17 protein-coding genes and 1 CRISPR repeat array are annotated in these 24670 nt (G+C 42.8%); of the genes, 16 read left to right on the top strand and 1 reads right to left on the bottom strand.

The annotated features are described in order from the left end of the window. Position 1: 1 nt before the first annotated feature. From cas6 to cas2, 10 genes are all read left to right on the top strand, one after another. Positions 2–661: a CRISPR-associated endoribonuclease Cas6 gene (cas6, locus tag AAG747_RS09025; protein WP_346820833.1), complete on the top strand. Its 660-nt coding sequence runs from the start codon at positions 2–4 to the stop codon at positions 659–661. 61 nt (positions 662–722) lie between these two features. Then, positions 723–1292, top strand: a complete 570-nt coding sequence (locus AAG747_RS09030; protein WP_346820834.1) for a hypothetical protein — start codon at positions 723–725, stop codon at positions 1290–1292. Next, positions 1289–3433: a CRISPR-associated helicase Cas3' gene (cas3, locus tag AAG747_RS09035; protein WP_346820835.1), complete on the top strand. Its 2145-nt coding sequence runs from the start codon at positions 1289–1291 to the stop codon at positions 3431–3433. Before AAG747_RS09030 ends, cas3 begins: the two co-directional genes overlap by 4 nt. Positions 3434–3437: 4 nt before the next feature. Next, the gene (locus tag AAG747_RS09040) at positions 3438–4757 is read left to right on the top strand and encodes a hypothetical protein (protein WP_346820836.1); all 1320 of its coding nucleotides are present in this window, start codon (positions 3438–3440) and stop codon (positions 4755–4757) included. 14 nt (positions 4758–4771) lie between these two features. After that, positions 4772–5857 carry a CRISPR-associated protein Cas7 gene (locus tag AAG747_RS09045; protein ID WP_346820837.1) on the top strand — a complete coding sequence of 362 codons (1086 nt, stop codon included), beginning with the start codon at positions 4772–4774 and terminating at the stop codon, positions 5855–5857. A 55-nt stretch (positions 5858–5912) separates the two neighbouring features. Beyond that, the gene (locus AAG747_RS09050; protein WP_346820838.1) at positions 5913–6581 is read left to right on the top strand and encodes a hypothetical protein; all 669 of its coding nucleotides are present in this window, start codon (positions 5913–5915) and stop codon (positions 6579–6581) included. Positions 6582–6655: 74 nt separating this feature from the next. Further along, positions 6656–7156 (top strand): CRISPR-associated protein Cas4, encoded by a 501-nt coding sequence (cas4, locus tag AAG747_RS09055; RefSeq protein ID WP_346820839.1) that lies wholly within the window; start codon positions 6656–6658, stop codon positions 7154–7156. Between the two features lie 136 nt (positions 7157–7292). After that, on the top strand, positions 7293–8297 hold the full coding sequence (cas1b, locus tag AAG747_RS09060; protein ID WP_346820840.1) for a type I-B CRISPR-associated endonuclease Cas1b: 1005 nt from the start codon (positions 7293–7295) through the stop codon (positions 8295–8297). Positions 8298–8379: 82 nt separating this feature from the next. Continuing rightward, complete coding sequence (locus tag AAG747_RS09065; protein ID WP_346820841.1) at positions 8380–8739, top strand: four helix bundle protein; 360 nt, start codon at positions 8380–8382, stop codon at positions 8737–8739. A 32-nt stretch (positions 8740–8771) separates the two neighbouring features. Then, positions 8772–9035 (top strand): CRISPR-associated endonuclease Cas2, encoded by a 264-nt coding sequence (cas2, locus tag AAG747_RS09070; RefSeq protein WP_346820842.1) that lies wholly within the window; start codon positions 8772–8774, stop codon positions 9033–9035. Positions 9036–9242: 207 nt separating this feature from the next. Continuing rightward, positions 9243–14470: direct repeats of the CRISPR family, unit length 30 nt; unit sequence CCTTTAATCGCACCAGAGTGGAATTGAAAT. Positions 14471–14539: 69 nt separating this feature from the next. On the opposite strand, the gene AAG747_RS09075 is transcribed toward cas2, so the two are convergent. Continuing rightward, positions 14540–15172, bottom strand: coding sequence for a hypothetical protein (locus tag AAG747_RS09075; protein WP_346820843.1), 633 nt, complete (start codon positions 15170–15172; stop codon positions 14540–14542). 336 nt (positions 15173–15508) lie between these two features. Here AAG747_RS09075 and AAG747_RS09080 point away from each other — a divergent pair, with 336 nt between their 5' ends. The 6 genes from AAG747_RS09080 (at position 15509) to AAG747_RS09105 (ending at position 24515) form a co-directional block, all read left to right on the top strand. Continuing rightward, a complete protein-coding gene (locus AAG747_RS09080; protein WP_346820844.1) occupies positions 15509–16183 on the top strand; it encodes an RNA polymerase sigma factor in 675 nt (224 codons plus the stop codon). Positions 16184–16357: 174 nt separating this feature from the next. Further along, positions 16358–17410 carry a FecR family protein gene (locus tag AAG747_RS09085; protein ID WP_346820845.1) on the top strand — a complete coding sequence of 351 codons (1053 nt, stop codon included), beginning with the start codon at positions 16358–16360 and terminating at the stop codon, positions 17408–17410. Positions 17411–17646: 236 nt separating this feature from the next. Continuing rightward, positions 17647–21378 carry a SusC/RagA family TonB-linked outer membrane protein gene (locus AAG747_RS09090; RefSeq protein ID WP_346820846.1) on the top strand — a complete coding sequence of 1244 codons (3732 nt, stop codon included), beginning with the start codon at positions 17647–17649 and terminating at the stop codon, positions 21376–21378. A gap of 27 nt (positions 21379–21405) precedes the next feature. Further along, the gene (locus AAG747_RS09095) at positions 21406–23088 is read left to right on the top strand and encodes a SusD/RagB family nutrient-binding outer membrane lipoprotein (protein ID WP_346820847.1); all 1683 of its coding nucleotides are present in this window, start codon (positions 21406–21408) and stop codon (positions 23086–23088) included. Between the two features lie 267 nt (positions 23089–23355). Then, positions 23356–23814, top strand: coding sequence for a GNAT family N-acetyltransferase (locus tag AAG747_RS09100; RefSeq protein ID WP_346820848.1), 459 nt, complete (start codon positions 23356–23358; stop codon positions 23812–23814). A gap of 122 nt (positions 23815–23936) precedes the next feature. Beyond that, entirely contained in the window at positions 23937–24515 is a 579-nt protein-coding gene (locus tag AAG747_RS09105) for a Crp/Fnr family transcriptional regulator (protein ID WP_346820849.1), read from the top strand. Positions 24516–24670 lie beyond the last annotated feature (155 nt).

Here is a 24670-nt window from a genome sequence, read left to right on the forward strand (position 1 = left end):
TATGAGAATACATTTATTTCTTTCATCGAATAGTGAACCCGTTCCATTTAATTACCAGTCTGTTTTAACTGGAGTTTTACATAAATGGATTGGGGCCAGCAATGGTGTACATGATCACCTTTCCTTATATTCTTTTTCTTGGTTAAATGCGGGAAAAGCAATCAAAAAGGGATTGGATTTTCCCAATGGCAGTAAATGGTTTATTAGTGTGCACCATGCGGAGTTGTTGAAGCAAATTATAAAGGGAATACAGACAGATCCATTAGTGAATTGGGGTATGGAAGTGAGGGAGATTTGTATAGAAGAAGAGCCCGACTTTTATGAGGAGGCCTGCTTTCAAGTGGCAAGTCCGGTGTTCGTCAAGCGAAGAATTGGCGACCGTATTCAGTTCTTTTATCATCACGATCAACAAGTTGACACTTATCTTACAGAAACCCTCCAATCTAAATTAAAGACAGCCGGTTTGGACAGTGATGGAGTTGAGGTCAAGTTTGATAAGGACTATTCAAGACCTAAAATAAAAGCAATCACCTATAGAGGAATTCAGAGCAAAGGAAGTGTATGCCCTGTCATCGTAAAAGGGAGTTCCGAACAGATTGCTTTTGCCTGGAATGTCGGGGTAGGTAATTCTACAGGAATTGGTTTTGGAGCTTTGGTTTAATTATTAACCCTTTAACCCTTGAAGAGCTTTAAACTCTTCAAGGGTTAAAGAAATATTTTTTATGATGTATCATATAGTAAAATATTCAGGTCAGTTTGGGTTCATCAAACCATGGACGGCCGTCCGGGACAGTGAAACCTTTAGCCAACAGTTCTTAACGCCCTCCATTGTGGAAGGGATTGAAAAGAAACTGTTTCCGGAGCTGCTTCAGGAGCAGGGAATAAAAAAAATCAGAAGACATAGGTTAAACTATCAAGGGATTGATATACAACAGGAAAAAACGTGGGCAAAAGGCGGAATTTCATTGTATAGAGATAAAGGTATCTGGAAGTCTAACTTAGGAATTCTTAATAGGGGAGTAATGCTTAATCCGGTGTTGTTCTTAGCTTTTGAAACTGGCGAAGATGCCCAAAAAGCCGTAAAGCAATCCATTTGTTTATGTCGTAACGAAGATTTACTTTTTCCGGAATATGTAGAACAAATCAGCGGAACGGATTTTGATGAAATCGAGGGTTTTGAGTTGCATTTTACGGATGATACGACTGGTTTTAAAGTGGGGTACAACCGCTTTGACAATGCGAGCGAAATGTATGGAGAATTAAAGGTTTATGGTCTTCCTGTCAGGCAATGATGATGGATTTAAATACCATTTTAGCGAAAAGCATTAGCCACGGCGGGTTGACTTTATTGGAGCATACTCAACAGGTGGCAGAAACCATAGCAGTATTTGCTCAAAAGTATGCTTTTGACTTTGATGTCGAACTGGCTAGAAAAGGAGCTATTTTGCATGATTTAGGAAAAGCCCATCCTGCTTTTCAAAAAAAAGTGAATGGATACAACTATGCAAGTTTGGCAGAAAAAGGGAAATGGGATTTTGCTCATAGGCATGAACTGTCATCTTTAGCATTCTTGCCAGTGTTTCCTGAAGAAGAATGGGATACCCTGATTGACCTGGTAGTAGCACATCATAAGTCGATTGAAAATGATCCCAGTGAGAGAGGAATTCTGGATTTAGATCAAAATGACCGCGAATGGATAGAGAACCATTTGTATGATTGGGAAAACTGGAAGGATTATGCATTGGAAATCCTGAGACGGTTTGATATCCCTACCCGGGAGGTTTCTATAACGGAAGCCGAACAAGCCTTGAATTATGTGGTAACGTATTGTGAAGGTAAAAAGAATGGTTGGTCTCCTTTGCGAGGTTTGTTAAAGTCAGCCGATCATTTTGCTTCTGCATTTATGCGCAAAACCCAAGCACAATTAACCTCATTGTTTGAAGTGCCTGATTTAAGTTATTACAGAGCCCCGAACCGGCAACATGATCTTTATCCTTTGTCAAAAATATGCACTGATGACCGAAGAAGGCACACATTGGTTGTGGCCCCAACCGGGGCAGGGAAAACCGATTTTTTATTGAAGCGTTGCACGGGAAGAATCTTTTATACCCTTCCGTTTCAAGCCTCAATTAATGCCATGTTTACACGAATTAAAGAGAATGTGCCTAATAAAGACATCAGGCTTTTACATGCAACTTCTAAAATCGTAGCAAAAAATAAACTTGATGAGCAGGTACTGCAACCGTTATCAGGTTCGGCCATCAAAGTACTAACTCCTCATCAATTAGCCGCTATGGTATTTGGAACTTCCGGTTTTGAAAGTGTCATGCTGGATGTGCAAGGGACAGATGTTATTTTGGATGAAATCCATACCTACTCGGATTTTTCCCGCTCTATGGTCATAGAAATTGTAAAAACGTTGCTCCGGTTGAATTGCCGGGTGCATATCGGCACAGCCACAATGCCCTCGGTGCTTTATAATGAATTGTTGGAAATTTTGGGGGGAATAACACAGGTGTATGAGGTCAAACTGGAAGACAAAGTTTTAGACAGTTTTAACAGGCATCAAGTGTATAAAATTGAGAAGGTTGAGGAAGTAGTTGACATTCTGAAAAAGGCTTTTTTAGAAAATGAAAAGGTTTTACTTGTTTACAATACGATTAAGAAAGCCCAAGAGGCTTATATACAATTGCAAAAGGCATTTCCCAATATCCCCAAAATGTTAATTCATAGCCGGTTTAGGCGAGGGGACAGGGTGGAGTTAGAAAAGACACTGACAGAAGATTTTAATACAAAAAAAGAGGCTTGTTTGGTGATTGCCACTCAAGTAGTAGAGGTGAGTTTGGATATAAGCTTTGATAGGATGATTACCCAGTGCGCACCCCTTGATGGTTTGATTCAGCGGTTTGGCAGGGTGAATCGCATACGTAACGAACAGACTGTGGGGAAGTATAAACCGGTACATGTGATTCAGCCAAGTGGAAATGTCCTTCCTTACAAAATGGAGGTATTGCAAGCGAGTTTCGAACAACTGCCAGAGGAGGGAGACGTTTTGCAAGAACGCTCCATACAAGAAAAAATCGATGCGGTGTACCCTGAGCTGGACATGAAAGAAATCGATATACACTTGATTTATAAAGAGGGGAAGTATCGAATAAAAGAGCTGCAAAACCACAAAAAGGGAGTGTTGGTGGAAGCCTTAGAAATAGAGAGTGCTACCTGTATTTTAGAAAGTGACAGGGATGCCTACTTAAGTTCTTCCTGGGAGGAAAGGATACCTCTGGAAATTCCCATCAATTACAAATCCTTGTCTCGCCATAAAAATAAGTATGAGCAATTAGAGGTAGGAGCATATCCTTTTGTAGTTCCTCAAGAGCTTGAGGAATATAAGGAGTTTGGTTTACAATTGGTTGATCACGATAATTTTTTATAACGCTATGTATACAAGTTATGTTGGTAAAAAATTTTTAAAGATTTACAATGAACGTGAGCATCAGGACCTCACTGCCAAAGAGTTTTTCGAAGAGAAGTTTTTCGGGTTGTTTTTTCAGGATCATGCTCATTTAATGCATGTGGGTAATTCTCCTTTTTTCCAAAAACCTAAAGAAGCTGATGTAAAAAAGTATGGTAGTAAATCACTGGCTCAGTTAAATAATCTACAGAGCAATATTGCCAATGATGAACCCAATATGGCAATTTTTGTGGGATATGCTGCCAAAGATTTACAAGGGACAACTTCCGGTCAGTTAAGCAGTATTCAACTACAAATTGATTCGGATGAAATGTATGCTTCCTGGATAGGTGAGGCATTGGCGATAGGAGTTAGTGGAGGTTTTATCATGTTGATTGATAAAGAGGAAGTGCTTTGGAACTTGTACGAAGGCTGGAGGTATTATCGTCAGTACTTAACACAAACCCCTAATGTAAAGGATAAGCAAATTGAAACCTGGAACGGACATTGGCTCTGCCATGTACTTGATCGGAATTATAACCCTGACGACAAATGGGAAAACTTTCAATTAGAGACAACTAATGTACAAGGTAATGTAGCAGTGCCCACCAATAGCTGGTCGAAAGTGGTATTTGCTTTATCTAAAAAATATCCCTCTCAGGTAATTACCTCATATGCCTATAACCTCTCTCAAACGAATACGACTCTGGGTTTTATCAACCTATACCTGCCTGAAGTTCGCACAATGTATGCGTTGAGAGATGCAATTTTTCTTCATAAAGAAGAGAGTATCTTAAAAGATAAACAGATTGAAGGACTACAGACTTTTTTCAATTTTAAGTCAGCATGTAAGCTAGGAACAATTGGTTTGAAAGCATTGGAACCGGATAAGTTACGGTCTTATATGCCTAAGGGCTCAGTGCCTTTTGCGCAAGGAAAGGATTTTAAATTCAAGGATGAAACCTCTTATTATGATTATCAACTTTATAAACTTTGGATAACTGCCATGTTAAATAAAACAGAACTACTCGATTTGGCTTCACAGGCTGCGGAAGCTTTACTGGCATTTGAAAAAACAGCAGAAAAAGGCAAAACGGTTTTTTCTCGCTTGGTAGATGAAGTAAAAACAGCATCAAATATTAGGGTTTTTATAGATAAAATAACAGAAGTACTAGATCACTCTTCTACAAATGCTTCGGTTTTTAAAAATGTGGTAGAGCAGATCGTCAAGATGCCTACCGATAATTTTCCACTTTTCATTACCCTTATTCGCTTCGAATATCAGTATCAGAAATCACAGAATTAACCTTTAAAATATTAATGATGAATAACTCTCCTTATATTTATTTACGAGGGCTCCGGCATGCCCAACATACGGTTTTTGGTGTGAATGATGGACAAAAATATTTTACGGATCCACAGTTTGGTAGAAAAATGGCCTATTCAAGTGGTCAGCAAGTGAAACGGTCTATTATTGAAGCTTTAAACTTACCTTTTGCGGCCATTACTTTTAATTGGGAAATAGATAAAAAGGAAAATAAGGCAAGCCAGAAGGAGCCTCATTCCCCCTGTGATCCGACTTTTGCTGACCAACTTCTGGGGGGGTACATGAAAGCCGAAAGTGGTAATATGACTGTAAAGCGGAGAAGCCCTCTTTCTATTTCTGCAATGCGCCCCTTGCATCCACTACTTGGTGGAATTGAATACCCAACGGAAAACTTAAGTTTTGACAGAACTTCTCATCCGGAACACCATCAAGTAAATGTCTATTGGTTAGATGGGAAAAAAAGAGGTGCACAATTGAGTGATGAAGAATTGTCAGAATGGTTGACTTCCAATAAAAGAAGTTTGCCGAATCGTGCTTTTATCCAAGATCAAACCCGTGCTACCGGCCTTTTTGTATATGATATTGCTATTGATTTGAGAACGTTGTTTTGTGTCTCTACCAATAAACTAGAGCCAGAGCTATTTCCTGAGGTAGAAGAAAAGCTAAGGGCAGAAGATTGGGTTGAGGGGAAGAATATTTTTGGTAAATGTTTGATCTGTCCAAAAGAAAAAAGAGAAAAAATTATCAAAAAACTCGCTAGTGCCTTGATTAATTGGAGGGTAACTTCTAATCAAGCCCGTACATTTAGTTTAATGGAAACGGTAGCTTTAGCCATTAGCGACAATGCCAACCAAATAGCCTATGCCATCCGGGGGGACTTGCGTGAAGATACGGAAAGACCACAAGCTACACCTAAAATTGATGAAACTACTAAGTCCAACTTATTTATTACCCCTCTTGCTTCGAGCTATGTAGTGGGATCGGTGGGGAGTGCCGATGCTTTAGACAAGGCTGAAGAGCATCTTATAGGGCTAATGAAGGCTTTTGATTATGAGAATCAAGGAGCTACAGTACAATAGTTTATTTTTTACCCTTCAAGAGCTCAAAACTCTTGAAGGGTTTTAAACGAAACAAATGATGCAACCATCCTTCCAACCAGAAGTCCTCTACCATGTGTACAACCACGCCAATGGTTCGGAAAATTTGTTTTGCAATGAGGGCAATTACGGGTATTTTCTACACAAGTACACAGAGTACCTGTTTCCGGTGGTAACTACCTTTGCCTATTGTTTGATGCCCAACCACTTCCACTTTTTGGTGCAGGTAAGGAGGGAAGGGGAGTTGCTGGCTTTTTACAAAGAACGGTTTGCGGAGAAATTAAAAACCGTATTCGAAGTCACAACTCTTGAAGCGTTCCGAACGCTTCAAGAGTTAAAGACCGATGCCCACAAAGTCGTGACAAAACAATGGGCCGATTTTTTAAACGGCTATACCCAGGCCCTGAACCGGCAACAAAATCGCAAAGGCAATCTTTTTCAGTCGAACACCAAGCGCAAGGAAGTTGATAACACCGCCTATTATACCCATTTAGTCCACTATATTCACTACAACCCCGTGCATCACGGCTTTGCCAAAACGATGGAGGAATGGGAATTCAGTTCCTATCAAACTTGCTTAGCCGATAAACCTACCAGACTTCAGCGCGAAGAAGTGCTGGACTGGTTTGGAGGAAAGGAAGAGTATAAAAAGTATCATCAGTCCAAACCGGCAGAACACTTGGCCTTGGAAATGGAATACCAATAATTTTTTTACCATCAATAATTCTTGAAGGGTTTCAAACCCTTCAAGAATTGCGATGAAGAATTCAACCAAAACTTATGATCACCGCCACTCATCTCACTTATTACTTCGTATGCTTGCGCAAGTTATGGCTTTTCGACAAGGGAATCCAGATGGAACACACCTCCGAAACCGTGTACGAAGGCAAACTCATTCATGAAAGCAGCTATCCGCAGCGGCCGGAGAAGTTTACCGAAGTTGAACTGCCAGGGGCAAAAATTGACTTTTACGATGCCAAAAATAAAGTCGTACACGAAATCAAAAAGTCGGACAAGATGGAGGAGGCCCACCGTTGGCAGGTGAAATACTATCTGTATCTTTTGCAACAACAGGGGATTGAAGGGGCCATTGGTCGCTTGGAATATCCCAAATTACGGAAAACCGAAACAGTTTCTTTGGAGGAAGAGGACGAGGAAACACTGACACAAACCTTGGCAAATATAAAAACTCTCCTTTCCCAGGAAAAATGTCCTGACCGCTTGCCTAAAAAAACGTTTTGCCGCAGTTGCAGTTATTTTGAGTTTTGCTGGACCGAATGATTTTTAAGATCATAAAAGGCAAGGAGGGGAAATACATCTTTCTTGCCACAGCAATACGAACTCTTGAGGGCTTCCGACCCCTTCAAGAGTTACCATGAAAAGAATAAAGAAAAATCCATTTCTTCATAGCAATCCCATGAAAAAATCCTATTACCTATTCAATCCCGGTCGCTTGAGCCGGAGAGACAATACCTTAAAATTTACCCCCGTGGACGAGGAGGGGAATGAAGGGCAAGCCCGTCATATTCCGGTGGAAGGGGTAAATAACTTGTATGTTTTCGGGAGTTTGGATACCAACAGCGCTCTGTACAACTTTCTGGGTAAAAACCTGGTGAATGTACATTTTTTCGATTATTATGAGCATTATACGGGCTCTTTTATGGCCAAAGAATACCTTTTGGCCGGCAAGATGCAAATCGACCAGACGAACCACTACCTCAACCCGGAAAAAAGAATCGTGATCGCCCGTAAGTTGATTGAAGGTGCGGCTTTCAACATGCTCAAAAACCTGAAATACTACGATAACCGGGGCAAAGATATTTACCCCCAAATCCAACTGATCGAACAGTACTCTCAGGGGATTGAGGCGTTTAAAGAAGTGCCCGAACTGATGGGCATCGAAGGCAATATCCGGCAGGTGTATTACGAAGCATTTGATGAAATCGTAACAGATTTTGAAATGAATGGCCGAAGCAAACAGCCCCCGGCCAATGAAGTCAACGCCCTGATATCCTTTGGCAATATGCTGTGTTACACCCTTTGTCTGGACATGATCTACCATACTCAGCTCAATCCGACCATCAGTTTTCTACACGAACCCGGTACCCGGAGGTATTCCCTGGCCTTGGACCTGGCCGAAGTCTTTAAACCTTTGTTGGTAGACCGGACGATTTTTAAAGTGTTGAACAAAAAAATCCTGAAAGCAAGCGATTTTGAAGAAAAACTGAACAAAATTCTCTTAAAAGAAAAAGGAAGAAAAGCCTTCTTAAAAGCCTGGGACGAACGCCTGAACGAAACCATCAAACACCGTTCCCTCGGCCGGAGCGTTTCCTACAAACACCTGGTCAAGCTGGAATGCTACAAACTCGCCAAACATATCATGGGCCTGGAAGAATATAAGCCCTTTAAGATGTGGTGGTAAATAATGATGTTGTGAATGGATGAAATTGTGATTGATAAGTGTTAAATTTATTAATTATAATTAGGTATAAAAAATAGAGGTTATGCCTGAAAAATCAAGTTTTAATGAGGTTTTTAGAGGAAGAACAAAAAGAATGGCATTAGACATCATTGAGGTCTACCGAAAGCTGCCCCAAAAAGAAGAGGCTAAGTTGATCGGTAGGCAACTACTTCGTTCGGCTACCTCTGTGGCAGCTAATTTTAGGGCGACATGTCGGGCTAGATCCAAGCGTGAGTTCTTCAGTAAATTATCCATTGTAGTAGAAGAAGCAGACGAAACGTTATTTTGGCTTGAGTTATTAGAGGAGGCTAAAATTATTTCGACAAATGAATTGACCGTTATTAAACAAGAGGTAACAGAAATCCTTGCAGTCATGGCAACAGCCAGGAAAAACGCTAAATAAATCACTCATTCACTAGCTCACTATATTCAAATATGTACATAATTTTAGTGTATGATATCGGAGAAAAGCGAGTCGGGAAGATGTTGAAACTTTGCCGGAAGTATTTACATTGGATACAGAATTCGGTGTTTGAGGGAGAGATTACCGAAGTAAAGCTAAAGGAACTGGTAGTCAAAGCCAGGGGTATAATGAAGGAAGAGGAAGACAGCTTGATTATTTTCAAGAGTCGGGACGAGCGCTGGCTAGACAAAGAAATCATTGGTCAGGAACGCAGCAGCACGGATAATTTTTTGTAAAAGTTGTCGATCCCCGTGAGGAGGCTGGAGAATCGAAAAGCGATCCGTTTGATATTATACCGAAACCGCCAAATCAGCTCAAAAAGCGGGTTGTCGTAGCCCTGGGAAAAACATAGAATTAGCGGTCGACAACCTTGCGTTCAAAATCTTTAGAAAAAACCTTGGAAAAAAGCCTTTAATACCGGATTTTTGTTTGTCGGCCTACGGCCTTTAATCGCACCAGAGTGGAATTGAAATAAAAAAGGATCATGGCAGAAAATCAGCGACACCTTCCTTTAATCGCACCAGAGTGGAATTGAAATGCCACATCGCAGAAGACATAAAAAGAAACTGGTCTTCCTTTAATCGCACCAGAGTGGAATTGAAATCTATTATCTTCTCGATGCGACCTAGTACGGTAGGACCTTTAATCGCACCAGAGTGGAATTGAAATTTACAGGGAATATATTCAAATCCGACACGGAGGCTACCTTTAATCGCACCAGAGTGGAATTGAAATTTGGATGGCACTGAGCTTAACATTATTGAAGCAAGCCTTTAATCGCACCAGAGTGGAATTGAAATATCTTACTATTTACATCTATCATTCATCTCAAATAGCCTTTAATCGCACCAGAGTGGAATTGAAATGTGATTCGACTTGATCCAAGGGCGTGATTTTTTTCACCTTTAATCGCACCAGAGTGGAATTGAAATTACTCTTTTTACATAAATTTTGACGAGGGGATAGATCCTTTAATCGCACCAGAGTGGAATTGAAATCTAGAATAAGGCACACCCCTAACACCACGACGTTAACCTTTAATCGCACCAGAGTGGAATTGAAATAATGCACGATCCGGAGGGTAAGATCTCATTCATACCCCTTTAATCGCACCAGAGTGGAATTGAAATTTCCCACAATGGTGTGGCACATGATTGTGCCTTCTTCCTTTAATCGCACCAGAGTGGAATTGAAATACCAAAATCTAACCCAAAAAATTGCTCCCCTCTGGCCCTTTAATCGCACCAGAGTGGAATTGAAATGTGTGATTACCCAAGGAATTCCGGGGGTCGGCGATTCCTTTAATCGCACCAGAGTGGAATTGAAATTTATTTTACCGGACGATACACAGCAAATAACGATACCTTTAATCGCACCAGAGTGGAATTGAAATAATCGATCCAACATATTATAGGTGATATTAAATATCCCTTTAATCGCACCAGAGTGGAATTGAAATTCAGGTGACACAGCGAATATAGAAGCCCTCCACCCCCTTTAATCGCACCAGAGTGGAATTGAAATAATATAGATTCGGGTGCTCACATTTGAACGCAAAAGGCCTTTAATCGCACCAGAGTGGAATTGAAATTTAATTGCGCCGGGCTGTTGGGGTTTGCCAAACCTCCCTTTAATCGCACCAGAGTGGAATTGAAATCCCGTTTGGCCGAATAGGACACCTCAAAATTGTTCACCTTTAATCGCACCAGAGTGGAATTGAAATATAGCTGATTATGTCGCGAAAGAACTCACTAAAAATCCTTTAATCGCACCAGAGTGGAATTGAAATATCTTCAAATTTCTGATCTAGGAAAGTAGCAAACTTCCTTTAATCGCACCAGAGTGGAATTGAAATGACGATACACAGCAAATAACGATAGATTCCGACAGCCTTTAATCGCACCAGAGTGGAATTGAAATCTTGAGTGGCGAGACATACAAATTTTGGCCACTTTCCTTTAATCGCACCAGAGTGGAATTGAAATTCTTATTTCGCCTCATAGGCTGAATGCCCATAACGGCCCTTTAATCGCACCAGAGTGGAATTGAAATGGACTTACTTCTTAAGACCTTTAAACAGTTAAGTAAACCTTTAATCGCACCAGAGTGGAATTGAAATGAAGATTGTGCGGCCATCCGGCAGGGCGCCAACGAACCTTTAATCGCACCAGAGTGGAATTGAAATCAACCTCTATTAATCCAAATTTTACATCATCACTACCCTTTAATCGCACCAGAGTGGAATTGAAATTTGAATTCAGGTAGTGAGTTCATGTATAAGGTTACCCTTTAATCGCACCAGAGTGGAATTGAAATGAAGCGCTTGAAGAAGATTGGTTCGGTGTGTTAACCTTTAATCGCACCAGAGTGGAATTGAAATTTACTCGGCAGTCGAGTACCAAAGGCAACTGGTCGACCTTTAATCGCACCAGAGTGGAATTGAAATATGTTCAGGTTCGAGGTTAAATAAGCCCTGGTTGCCTTTAATCGCACCAGAGTGGAATTGAAATTTACTCGGCAGTCGAGTACCAAAGGCAACTGGTCGACCTTTAATCGCACCAGAGTGGAATTGAAATATTATTGATTTTGCCATCTTGCCCTACCTTCAAAACCTTTAATCGCACCAGAGTGGAATTGAAATGGCACACGCATACACCCGCCAGGCTGGACGGGGCCACCTTTAATCGCACCAGAGTGGAATTGAAATTTTACCAGATAGTGCTCCATTAATTTGAATAGGGCGCCTTTAATCGCACCAGAGTGGAATTGAAATTGATCTATGAGGAGAGCGAGGAGATAACTCGAACCCCTTTAATCGCACCAGAGTGGAATTGAAATGAGTAAGGTCCAAATAGAATACTTGCTTTATGGAATCCTTTAATCGCACCAGAGTGGAATTGAAATAGAAGTACAACTGGTAAACTCTGCTTTTGAGGCTAACCTTTAATCGCACCAGAGTGGAATTGAAATTACTTACGCCGAACACGATAGGCACAACGGTATTGACCTTTAATCGCACCAGAGTGGAATTGAAATGAAACTCTAAACACTTACAATAGTATGATGGCTATCCCCTTTAATCGCACCAGAGTGGAATTGAAATCTTTTGATCAGGGGGCGGTACAGGCGAACATATCAACCTTTAATCGCACCAGAGTGGAATTGAAATCTTACAGAAGACTATTCAGTTTCAAGTAGAGATAGACCTTTAATCGCACCAGAGTGGAATTGAAATTATACAGATATATGATGAGAATGAACCGAACGGGCCCTTTAATCGCACCAGAGTGGAATTGAAATTAGGGTACCAAGGGGCTTTAGGGGCTATGAAAACAACCTTTAATCGCACCAGAGTGGAATTGAAATATCTATCCTGTCTGTAAATATTAGCTCTCTAACACGCCTTTAATCGCACCAGAGTGGAATTGAAATGTGGTTTGTTGGATTGATCCTCTTAATTTAGTCCAGGCCTTTAATCGCACCAGAGTGGAATTGAAATAGCGATGCCCAACGGCTTGTTGAAATTGAAGCGCTGGCCTTTAATCGCACCAGAGTGGAATTGAAATCATTTATCCTGTGGTTAACTATGCCTTGTTTCCGCCTTTAATCGCACCAGAGTGGAATTGAAATTGGCCGACCGGGATGTGCGGGGAATGAATTCGGCCCCTTTAATCGCACCAGAGTGGAATTGAAATGGCGTAGCGGACGGTACCATCGAACTGATTGTTACGGGCCTTTAATCGCACCAGAGTGGAATTGAAATTGGGCAGATGGATGCTTTGTTGAAAGGGGAGACTCCCCTTTAATCGCACCAGAGTGGAATTGAAATGCGGTACCTACCGGGTTTCTATAACGGATGATTTTCCTTTAATCGCACCAGAGTGGAATTGAAATTTCATCAGGCGAGTGGTTGCAAAGTTCTTACCAGATCCTTTAATCGCACCAGAGTGGAATTGAAATCACCTTTCTATAAAAAAGATTAGCATGAAACACGACCCTTTAATCGCACCAGAGTGGAATTGAAATTGGAATGGACTCTTGAATTTTAACCCATGCCTCCAAGGTCCTTTAATCGCACCAGAGTGGAATTGAAATAAACTCTCCCTCCATGCCAACACAAAACAGGTATAACCTTTAATCGCACCAGAGTGGAATTGAAATCTTGTAAAGCACTGTTGGAGTAACCGAAACAAGCTTCCTTTAATCGCACCAGAGTGGAATTGAAATTCGGCATCTTGTTGCAAAAAGCTTAACCCCATATCCCCTTTAATCGCACCAGAGTGGAATTGAAATGATTGTCAATCCAAGCACTTTGAAGGATGTAACTAACCTTTAATCGCACCAGAGTGGAATTGAAATAATCAAAAGACTTGCTGCTCTGGACATCAATCAGGGCCTTTAATCGCACCAGAGTGGAATTGAAATGATTTAAGAAAATCCGGAAATTACTACAAGGCAATGCCTTTAATCGCACCAGAGTGGAATTGAAATGGGACAACGGGGAGGAACCCGAGGAAGTAAGACTACCTTTAATCGCACCAGAGTGGAATTGAAATTGAGTAAACAAATGGGGATTAGCATGGAGGAAGCTTCCTTTAATCGCACCAGAGTGGAATTGAAATTCAATTTCAACTTGCAAAAAGGCGAGTGCCTCAAACAACCTTTAATCGCACCAGAGTGGAATTGAAATCCCAACATGAAAGTGAAGCCGCTTGTCGATGCCAACCTTTAATCGCACCAGAGTGGAATTGAAATAGAGAATTCCGAACTCTCCGAGGGTGCGCCCATACACCTTTAATCGCACCAGAGTGGAATTGAAATTAAATTACCCATGATTTTACTTGCGGCCTTCGCGGCCTTTAATCGCACCAGAGTGGAATTGAAATGAATTACGGCCATAACTACCCCGGTTGTTTGAATATCCTTTAATCGCACCAGAGTGGAATTGAAATCTTTATGGAGGGAGGGATTAGTTAAAGGCAAATATACCTTTAATCGCACCAGAGTGGAATTGAAATGAGGAATCTGGGCGATGTATTCTCTTGACAAATCGACCTTTAATCGCACCAGAGTGGAATTGAAATGAGTGTAATCACCTTTGCCTCCGGAAGAAAGGGAAAACCTTTAATCGCACCAGAGTGGAATTGAAATAATAAAGCTGCTCCAACTAAGCTTCCCAACACAAACCTTTAATCGCACCAGAGTGGAATTGAAATCAAATAAAAAAACGGATTGAAAAGCTCTTAGCGACCCTTTAATCGCACCAGAGTGGAATTGAAATTTGGAAAAGGCATCTTTGAGGCCAAAACGGATGCCCCTTTAATCGCACCAGAGTGGAATTGAAATCAAATAAAAAAACGGATTGAAAAGCTCTTAGCGACCCTTTAATCGCACCAGAGTGGAATTGAAATTTGGAAAAGGCATCTTTGAGGCCAAAACGGATGCCCCTTTAATCGCACCAGAGTGGAATTGAAATGTTAGAGAAGATTGGTAAACTTTCAGAAGAAGTTACCTTTAATCGCACCAGAGTGGAATTGAAATGAGGTACCAGTTTCTTCTCTCCGATACGCGTTTTCCTTTAATCGCACCAGAGTGGAATTGAAATAATTCAATAGTTTCTATTTCCAGTTCAGGGAATTCACCTTTAATCGCACCAGAGTGGAATGCCGCAGCTTGCTTCTGTTTACAAATCTATGGGGAACGGGGACGAAGAAGCAAATGCCCAGGGAGGTAGGTCTTTTTATGGGTTTCTTGCTGAGATAAGCATTTGTACTTGTACCTCTGGGGATTCTTCTGTCTCTTCTGCTATCCCGAGGTATTCCCGGGAAGTGGCTGTATCGTAGGTGGGTAACACGGATTGCTTTTGGGCATCCGTATAGCTGTGAGGTAAACAGTAGCCGATGCCGTAGGTTAAGGTTATCTTCTCGCGAACTTCTGCCCAGATATCCTGTCCATGAAAGAATTCGGTTTCCAGGTTGCCATTGATGATTAAACTGGAATCTTGAAAAGCATTGTTAAGAATTGCCCGTACGGTCAAATGCCCTCCGATGATGATGACTTTCCCATAATATCCATTGAAATAATCACAGGTCACATTGCCTGTGATAAAAAGGCTCCCTCCATCCCCATAAGGTTTTGGGTTGCATGCGTCAAGCCAAACAGCGTTGACATTCCCCACAATTAAAAGATTCCGGGCTTCAAATGCTATTTTCGTATCTTGCCCGATATCCCCTATATAAACTTGAAAATCCGTTTCATTTCCTGAGCTTAACCAATTTTGAAAGCGTTGTACATCCTTTGCGATAGACGGGTGTTTCTTGGTTTCAAGGAAATACTGTTTTTGGGAAACCTGGTGGTAGCAATTTGTTTTCATTTGTAAGGGATCATTAGGTCTGAAATAGGAGATTGACAATCTACGGATGAAAATAAATAAAAAGGATTTAGAGTGCGTTGAAATTTTTGAATAAATGAAAGAGAAGTTTGGGTGATGCTTCCCAAATGAGCAACCCTTTCTTTTTAATAGAAGAATATATCTCCTCCGGCATTTGTTTATATCTTTTGTCACAAGTTCCGGACTTTGCCCTTCTTGATGCTAAAATTTGTTTTATTCCTTTTTCCCCTTAACTTTAAGATTGCCAATTGCAACAACCAACCTCAATAATCACCTTCACATGCCTGTTTGCTACCGACATTTTACAACTAATTACCTATGGAACTCCTTAAAAAAACGAACACTTCTACGCTGGAGCCTCAACCGGAAGCCTTAGCGGCTTTTGCCTCCGGAAAACAGGATGCGGTCATCTGGAAAGAGTTCAGAGCCGGTTCGGAAATGGCCTTTAACTATATCTACAAACACTATTTTACCATCCTCTATCAGTATGGGCATCAGTTTACCAAAGACAGTGAACTGGTCAAAGATGCCATTCAGGAGTTATTTATCGAACTTAGGCGCAACCGCCAGAATTTAGGCCCTACCTCTTCCATCAAGTTTTATTTGTACCGCTCTCTCCGCCGGAAAATCGTGCGGGCCCTCTCCAAAAAGAACCGCTTTATCTTTTCCGGCCATTTGGAAAGTACATATGATTTTGAAATCGCCTTATCACCGGAGGTCATGATGATCAACCGGCAAAGTACAGCCGAAAACAAAAAGCAACTGGAAGCGGCCTTTAACAAACTGACCAAGCGGCAAAAAGAAGCACTCTTATATTACTACTACGAGGGCCTTTCTTACGAAGAAATTGCCTCCGTCATGAACCTCTCCAAAGTAAAATATGCCCGGACGTTAATTTACCGGAGCATCGATAAACTCAAACAGGAAATGCTGTTGTACTGTAGCCTGTTGGCAGGCTTGGCAATGCTTTTCTTTTGGCTCTTTACGGGCTGATTTTCTCCTGATAAAAAAATATTTTTAAAATTTTTTGAAAATCCTTGAGGGCATTTGCCTGCTTCCGGTCTTTCGTAAGGTAAAAGGGGGCAACCGGTTTCTTCCTTTGCTGTATTGGGCAGGTCAGGTATAGGTTGAAAAATCACCTTTTTGTCAATTATATACTCAACTACGATGGACTACATTGATTATGCACTGGAAGATTTTCTAAAAGACGAATTGTTCGTCAAGTGGGTACAAAACCCGACTCCCGAGCAGTCGTTTTTTTGGGAGTCGTGGCTCAGCAAACACCCCGAAAAAGTAGCACTGGTTTACAAGGCAAAGGAGATTATTAATGCCGTAGAATATGCCCACGTACACGAGCCTCCGGAAGAGTTGTACCTGCAAGTACTGGAACAAGTATTGAAAAAATCCGAGCGGCGGTGGGTCCGCCCGGCTTTGCATCAACCCGCCAAGGTGTATACCTGGTTGAGGTGGGTTGCCTCGGTCGCCCTACTGGTGACGGTGGGCTTGGGTAGTTGGTGGATACACCAACGGGAAAATATCCTGCCGGACCCTGAAGTAAGGGAGTTGGTGACTAAAATAATTCCTAAAGGCAAAAAGGTAAGTCTTATCTTGACTGATGGCACAAGGATCAAGTTGAATTCGGAAAGTAAAATTTCTTTTCCAAAGTATTTCGATGCGCATTTGCGGGAAGTGTACCTGGAAGGCGAAGCCTTTTTCGAAGTGGAAAGAGACACGGCAAGGCCTTTTGTGGTCCATGCCAAAGGGGTGGACACCCGGGTATTAGGAACGTCCTTTAATCTACGGGCATATCCCGAACAAAGGCAGGTAAATGTGACGGTGGCCACGGGAAAAGTGGCCGTGTATAACACTGTGAAAAACCCGGGTGATCATCCTCAGTCCCTCTTGGTGTTGCCATCAGAAATGGCGATAGCCGGTGGGGCCGGGAAGTTGCTTACCAAAAGGCCTGTGGATATACAACAAGTGATTGCCTGGAAAAACGACATTCTGTTGTTTTCAAAAAACTCCTTTGAAGAAGTACTGTACAAACTGGAGCGTTGGTACGGAGTAGAATTCGTATTGGCTCCTCAGTTAACCCCGGTAGGCAACTGGTCAGGTGAATTTCAAAACAGCAGTTTGGAGTTTGTTCTGGAGGGTTTGGGCTTTTCTTCTGATTTTCAATTTGAAATAGAAGGAAAAAAAGTCCGGGTATCTCCGAAGTAAACCATCTGTGGAGGCCACGCTGCTTGCTGGAAAATATCCATTGTTCAAATCTAAAATACAACACAGCCATGGACAGTAGCTAAGCGTAAAAAAGCCGGTCATTCTTTCAGAACAACCGGCCCGCGAAGTGCATATCTTTTGTTTTTCTGATCAGTTGGCAGCCGATAGTAAACAGTGATTATGCACTCCTTTCACTGTAATGATGACATATTTATTCACCAAAACTTTATAAAAATATGAAGTTGAAACTTTTACGACAAGTATATGCTATGTCAAAGTATACTTTTTATGGATTGGTGATACAGGGACTGCTCTGTAGTCTGTTGATTGCCAAAGATGGAAAAGCCCAGAACGAAAGCCTGGAAGATATTTATATCTCCCTGGATTTGAAGGATTCCCGTCTGGAAGAGGCTTTCAGTTATATTGCTCAAAAAACCAGTTTTAGCTTTGTGTATAACGATAGCTATTTACACCATCGAGGTCATGTGAATTTGAAGTTTGAAAACAAATCCATGGCTACGATCCTCCGGCAGTTATCCAAAGATTATAAACTGAGGTTCAAAAGGATTAATAAAAATATTTTTGTAAACAAGCAGACCGGTTTGCAAAAAGCTTCGCTCGTGGATATTCCCGTAAGTCAGGAAATGACTATTTCCGGTACGGTACTGGACGAAAACGCAGAGCCGCTCAGTGGGGTAAATATTTTGTTGAAAGGGACGACAAGGGGAACGGTGACGGACGAAGCCGGATCGTACCGGATTGCGGTTCCGAATGCGGAGGTTACGTTGATTTTCTCTTTTGTAGGCTATCAGCGACAGGAAGTATCCGTAGGGGAACAAACCCGTATCGATGTCACCATGAGTCCGGATTTGGTGCTGGAACAGGTGGTGGTGACGGCTTTGGGTATTGAAAAGGAAAAGAAAAACCTGGGGTATTCCGTTACGGAGGTGAAAGGGGCCGAATTGGCACAAAGTAATGAAGTCAACCCGATCAATGCCTTGCAAGGCCGGGTAGCCGGGGTACAAATTGATCAAGGGGGAGGAGGAATGTTCGGGTCTTCCAAAATCCTGATCCGGGGAAACTCCACTCTGAGTAAAAACAACCAACCGATTTTTGTGATTGACGGGGTGATTCTGGACAATGAAATCTTTGAAGGGCGGGGCCGTGACTTTGGGAACGACCTGAAAAACCTGAATATGGAAGACTTCGAAAGTGTTTCCGTTTTGAAAGGTTCGGCTGCTGCGGCTTTGTACGGCTCCCGGGCAATCAACGGAGTGATTCTGATCACCACTAAGAAAGGAAAGAAAAATCAGGGGATCGGAGTGACAGTATCGCAAAACGTTACCGTATACGACCCGTATTCCGGACCTGAATTTCAAAACGTATTCGGAGGGGGTACGGTAGGGGCTTTTTTTACCGACCGGAGAGACCCGAATTATCAGGCCGATGAAGCCTGGCGCACCAAGGTGTTTCCCACTGACCCCGGTACCGGACAACCGTATATCGACCATCAAATCAACCGGGAATTGGAAAACTGGGGGCCTCGTATGGAAGGGCAAGAGGTGTTGAATTACGATGGCACACCTACCCGTTACCTCCCTCAGCCGGATAACTTCCTGGACGCCTTCCGTACTGGTTGGGGTTCCAATACCAACGTGGCTGTGGCCGGCGGTACGGACAAGTCGACTTTTCGTCTGTCTTATTCCCACAACGAAGGAGAAGGAGTGGTGCATAACAACGATTTCTCTAAAAACGGGTTTAACCTCCGGGCGACCCACGATCTCACGGATTACCTGGAAGTGGATGCCAGTGTGGATTACACCACCTTCGAAGGAAAAAACCCACCACGCTTAGGGGGATTGGATGCTTTTGCCTCTTTTAACTTTGGAAAACTGTTCAGTTGGGTGCTTCCCCGGAACTACGATACCGACTATTGGATGCAACGCTCAAAGTACACCAGTGTATTGGGCGGGGCTCCGAATCCGGCCAACCCGGACGAACCCAATAAAGCACCGGAATCCCGCTTTTGGTTTGCTTTGTTCAATAATAATTATACGCAGAATGAGCAAACCGTACGGGGGCGGCTGGCCTTGACCGCCAAATTAAACGACTGGGCCAAAGTAAGGGTAGAAGGAAACTTCAACAATGTATATAAAGAAAACGAAACGGAAGAGTTGGGACAAAACCTTGACTTTACCGGGGGAAAATACGGAATTGGCCATTCTACCAAGAAAAACCGCTTTTTGAAGGGAATGTTGATGGTCAATAAAATTTTAAACGAGAGCTGGGATATCAGTGGGTATATCGGAGCAGAGACCCAACGAACCTTGGAAACGTACAATTACAGCGAAACTCAGGGAGGGCTCAATTATCCCGGAAACTTCTTCCTGGCCAACTCTGTCAATCCGCAACTTTCCGAAGGGGGAATCCGAAGCCGTAGAACTATCAATTCCCTGTACGGTAGCGTGGACTTGGCCTATAGGGACCAACTCTTTTTAATGGTTTCCTGGCGGGGTGACTGGTCTTCTGCCTTGACTTATTCGGACGGTTCCGGAAATAACTTCTTCAACTATCCGGCAGCCAGCTTGTCTTGGGTATTCACCGAAACATTCGAATTACCTTCCTGGATTAACTATGGTAAACTGAGAAGTAATATTGCCGCCTTGGGTCGCGATACCAGCCCCTTTAGCCTGAACCCCGGTTTTGGCTTTGAAGGCTTTGCCTCGATCAACGGAAGTCAATTGCCTTTGTCTACCTTTAGCGATAGCCGGGTGTTACAACCGAATATCAAACCGGAGCGGAAAATTGCCAAAGAAATCGGTTTGGAAATGTCATTTCTGAATGACCGCTTGGGCGTAGATGTGAGTTTTTATCAAGACAATACAAAGAACCAGATTCTGGATATTCCGTCTCCCAGAGAGTCAGGAGTAAATGCGATTCTGATCAATGCAGGAGATATCCAAAACCGGGGAATTGAAGTGGCTTTGGACTTTACCCCTATCCGCACGAAGGACTTTGAATGGAATTCTACTTTGACATATTCGCATAATAAAAACCTGATCAAAGACCTGTATACGGGAAGGGAAGAATACAACCTGGGAGCAAACATCGGGGAAATCAGCACTTGGGCGGTAGTGGGCAAGTCCTATGGGATCTTGCGTTCATCCATCCATGCCACCCGGTTTCAGGCAACGGACGAAAGCGGAAACCCCATTGAGCACCCGAACAACGGGTTGCCGGAATTGAATTGGAGAGCGGATGCCCGGGCAGCCTTTCCGGCCCGTAGCAATGAAATCAAAGACGTAGGGGACATCAATGCCAATTTCCGTTCGGGATGGAGCAATACGATCAAGTACAAAAACTTCTCCTTGGGATTCTTGATTGATGCGAAAGTAGGGGGTGACTTTGTTCTGCTATCTTACCGCTACGGAACACACACAGGGGTATTGCCCAACACCTTGCACGGGCGCGATGCCGAATACGGAGGCATTAGCTGGACCAGTGCCTATGATGGGCAAACGTATGACGATGGGATAATTCCGGAAGGGGTGTTCCGGCAAGGGCAAATGGTGACCCTGCCGGATGGCAGCCAGGCTGACGTAGGGGGCATGACCTATCAACAGGCGTATGATGCCGGCTTGGTAGAACCTACCCACGCACCTCAGTTTTACTACCGCTACGGTTCGTCTTCTACGGGCGTTTCGGATTACTGGATTTTTGAAAGTACTTGGGTGTCTATGAGGGAAATTACCCTTAGTTACCGCTTCCCAAGCAAACTGATCAAGCCTTTGGGATTGCAAGGGATGAGTTTATCACTGATCGGCCGTGACTTGTTTTACATTTATAATTCACTGCCTTACAATTTCAACCCGGCTTCTAACAACTCGAACAATACGGCTTTTTCCGGGGAAGAAGGCTTTTTGCCAATGACCCGTTCGTTTGGGGCCTCTTTGAAATTCCAGTTTTAACCTGCTGTTCACTCAAAATACTCTCTTATGAAATCGATCTTTAAATATCTCTATATACCGCTCATTTTTCTTCTGTTCTGCACCGGATGTACGAGGAATTTTGACGATATCAATACCGACCCCAGCATAGTAACCGAACCGGACGTACGCTTTTTATTAACCTATGCTGAGAACGAACTGATGACGTATCAGGGTACCGAATGGGTATGGGAAAGTATGGAACATTTGATGCGTTATACCCAGCATGCCACGGCCAGTCCCTATGAACTCTCCGGCAATGTGAACCGTAGGTATGCGGCATTTTATAGCAATATGTTGCCGAATCTGGAAGAAATCCGAAGGCAAATTGATGAGCGGGGTGATAGTGAAAACTATCAGAATATGAAAATGGTGACCTATATTCTTCAGGTACTTCAGGCAATAAAGGTTACCGATATGAATGGCTCTATGCCTTATTCGGAGGCGGGACTTGGACGCTACGAAGTGAAATTTGACCCGAAATACGATACACAGGATTTACTCTTTTCCACGTGGTTGAGCCAGTTGGATCAAGCCATTCAGGTCTTGTCAACTACGGATGCTTCCCAGCAAGAAAGCTATGGTAATGCCGATATGTATTACCAAAGTGACTGGACGAATTGGGTAAAGTTGGCCAACACTTTGAAACTACGCATTGCCGTGCGTTTGGAAAACCAGGATGCTAACCAGGCGGCCAGCATTTTTCAAAGTGTGATGCAAGATGCCACCGGGCCTATTGACAGTGACGAAGCACAAATGATGTATACGAATGATACATACACGCCCTTTGGCACCGGGGGGGATATCAATTACCGGAGTACCCGTTTCGGAGTGCAAGCGATGGTGAACTTTATGAAAGATACGGAAGACCCCCGTTTGGCAATTTATTTTGAACAAAACGACTTAGTCGGAGCGTATCAGGACAGTCTGGATGCCAACGGAGTGAGCCTCCCGGATTTTATCGACCCGGATGATCCCTTGATCTACTACCAGGGCGGCCCGGCGGACTGGACGGTGGAACCGGACAAAGCTACATTTTTAAGTAATCCGTTGGTGGTGGGAACCAACCGGTACTTTCTGATTTCGGCTCTCAACCGCAAGTTCTTTTCTCCGAAAATGGACGGGGCCACGGGTGTTTTTATGGATGTGGTCGCTTCCTATGCGGAAACATGTTTTTACATCGCCGAATTTATTGCCAAAGGATATGCTGGCGGAGTCGATACCAAGGGCTCTGCGGAAGATTGGTACAAGCAAGGGATCGCTTCTTCCATCCGGACCATGAATCGCATTGCCGAAACCGCTGAGGCAACTACGGCTTTTAGTGGTGACGGGCAGGCGTTGATTGAAGCGTACCAAAACCACCCGGAGGTAGCCTTGGACGGAAGTAATGATTTGGAACGGATTTATATCCAGGCGCATCTTCATTTTCTCCGTCAACCGAACGAAGGCTTTGTCTTTTGCCGCAGAACGGGCTATCCCAAATCCAATTCCAGTTATTTTCCCCGGGAGGAATTTAATGAAATGGTCCCGAGGAGGTTTTGGCTGGACGATCCGGGAGAAGTTAACCGTACCAACTGGGAGAGTGCCATGAACGAACAGGGCTTTACCCCTCGTTCGCAAGATGTACAAGACTTGAATGCCGAACGCATCTGGTACGATCAAAACGCTCCGGCTTTCGGGCAAGGGCAGTAAACGGAATTCACGGTAAACACTGATTAAAACCAATTAGCCGCTCCTCCCTACAAAGTCTTTGGGTATTTGTAGGGAGGAGCTTTTTTGATAAAATTTAAGAAAACAGTTGCCTTGAGAAGAAGAAAGTATATGCTCAGTTTGTTAGTAGTTCGGGTTGAAAGAAGTTTTCAAGAAGAGGCTTTACGAAAAGATTACCGGGTTAAAGGGGAAACAATTGCTTTCTTGTTGTAAATTCGTGAAAACGATTTACTTTTAAATTGTAAAAAAATGGAATTGACCATCCGGCAGATAAATGAACAGGACGAAGTGCCGTATGAGCTGCTTTTGCTTGCCGACCCTTCTAAAAAATTAGTGGATAACTATTTGCAAAACGGCACCTGTTTTTTGGCTTTGAACAATCAAGACGCTATCGGGGTCATGGTTTTGTTGCCTACCCATCCGGAAACCATGGAAATCGTCAATATTGCTGTACGGGAAGATGCTCAGGGCCAGGGAGTCGGAACACAAATGCTGGAGTTTGCCGTTGCGTTTGCCAAGCAGAATGATATCAAAACCTTGGAAATCGGCACTGCCAATACCAGCGTGGGCCCTTTGATTTTGTATCAAAAGTGCGGTTTTAGAATCACCGGAATCGATAAGGACTTTTTTATCCGGCACTACGAGGAAGAAATTTATGAACACGGAATCCGGTGTACCGATATGATCCGTTTGAGCAAAGATTTGTAAACATTAATGTACTGAGTGGAAAGAAAGCATTTTCCCGGTACTCACCGTCATCGTACGATGTATATTCGCCAATCTTTCAACTCTCCCTTCCTTCAACCCTTCAACCTTCAATCCTTTCATCAATGATGAAGTCCATCAGAAACCTGATCATCCACCAAGCCGGGCTTCCGGAAGAACGGTATGAGCAATTGGTAGTCTTATTGAAGCCAGTACAGTTGCAAAAAAAAGAATACCTTATCCGGGATGGAAATACTTGTTCCTTTCTCGGATTTGTGGAAGACGGACTACTACGGTCTTTTATTTACAAAGACACCGATGAGTTTAATATAGATTTTTACCTTCCGGGGACGGTGGTGAGTGCCTATACCAGTTTTTTGTCTCAAACTCCCACCCACGGATTTATTCAAGCCCTGAGCGATACTCAGTTGCATACGCTTTCCTATTGGCAATTTCAACAATTGCTGCAAAGCTCAAGCGACTGGTATAGGTTTGGAAAATACTTGTCCGATCAGTTTTTTATGAGAAAATGCAAGCGGGAAAGCTCTTTACTCAAAGACCCGGCGAAGGAAAGATACGAACTTCTATTACAAATGTATCCGGACATCGAACAGCGTGTTGCCCAATATCATATCGCTTCTTATCTGGGCATCAAAGCCGAATCCTTAAGTCGGATAAAAGCCTTAACCTACATCAAGAAATAGCACCGGGTTTCTCTCTAGGTTTGTCTCGTACATTACCAATTGATGTTAATGATGGGTTCTATTATTGTATAATCAGTTACTCGGAATTTTTTTTGATATAAACAGAATCGCATCGCTGACTCTTGGTAAATCATTGGTAAAGATTAAAACTTTTA

It is taken from the genome of Rapidithrix thailandica (genome assembly GCF_039710355.1).
Lineage (GTDB): Bacteria > Bacteroidota > Bacteroidia > Cytophagales > Flammeovirgaceae > Rapidithrix > Rapidithrix thailandica.

Coding starts and splice junctions, on each gene's coding strand:
- AAG747_RS09075 (WP_346820843.1), bottom strand. CDS start 15,172: ATGAAAACAAATTGCTACCACCAGGTTTCCCAAAAACAGTATTTCCTT.
- AAG747_RS09090 (WP_346820846.1), top strand. CDS start 17,647: ATGAAGTTGAAACTTTTACGACAAGTATATGCTATGTCAAAGTATACT.
- AAG747_RS09045 (WP_346820837.1), top strand. CDS start 4,772: ATGATGAATAACTCTCCTTATATTTATTTACGAGGGCTCCGGCATGCC.
- AAG747_RS09085 (WP_346820845.1), top strand. CDS start 16,358: ATGGACTACATTGATTATGCACTGGAAGATTTTCTAAAAGACGAATTG.
- AAG747_RS09095 (WP_346820847.1), top strand. CDS start 21,406: ATGAAATCGATCTTTAAATATCTCTATATACCGCTCATTTTTCTTCTG.
- AAG747_RS09105 (WP_346820849.1), top strand. CDS start 23,937: ATGATGAAGTCCATCAGAAACCTGATCATCCACCAAGCCGGGCTTCCG.
- AAG747_RS09030 (WP_346820834.1), top strand. CDS start 723: ATGATGTATCATATAGTAAAATATTCAGGTCAGTTTGGGTTCATCAAA.
- AAG747_RS09100 (WP_346820848.1), top strand. CDS start 23,356: ATGGAATTGACCATCCGGCAGATAAATGAACAGGACGAAGTGCCGTAT.
- cas6 (WP_346820833.1), top strand. CDS start 2: ATGAGAATACATTTATTTCTTTCATCGAATAGTGAACCCGTTCCATTT.
- cas3 (WP_346820835.1), top strand. CDS start 1,289: ATGATGATGGATTTAAATACCATTTTAGCGAAAAGCATTAGCCACGGC.
- AAG747_RS09040 (WP_346820836.1), top strand. CDS start 3,438: ATGTATACAAGTTATGTTGGTAAAAAATTTTTAAAGATTTACAATGAA.
- AAG747_RS09080 (WP_346820844.1), top strand. CDS start 15,509: ATGGAACTCCTTAAAAAAACGAACACTTCTACGCTGGAGCCTCAACCG.
- cas1b (WP_346820840.1), top strand. CDS start 7,293: ATGAAAAAATCCTATTACCTATTCAATCCCGGTCGCTTGAGCCGGAGA.
- cas4 (WP_346820839.1), top strand. CDS start 6,656: ATGATCACCGCCACTCATCTCACTTATTACTTCGTATGCTTGCGCAAG.
- cas2 (WP_346820842.1), top strand. CDS start 8,772: ATGTACATAATTTTAGTGTATGATATCGGAGAAAAGCGAGTCGGGAAG.
- AAG747_RS09050 (WP_346820838.1), top strand. CDS start 5,913: ATGATGCAACCATCCTTCCAACCAGAAGTCCTCTACCATGTGTACAAC.
- AAG747_RS09065 (WP_346820841.1), top strand. CDS start 8,380: ATGCCTGAAAAATCAAGTTTTAATGAGGTTTTTAGAGGAAGAACAAAA.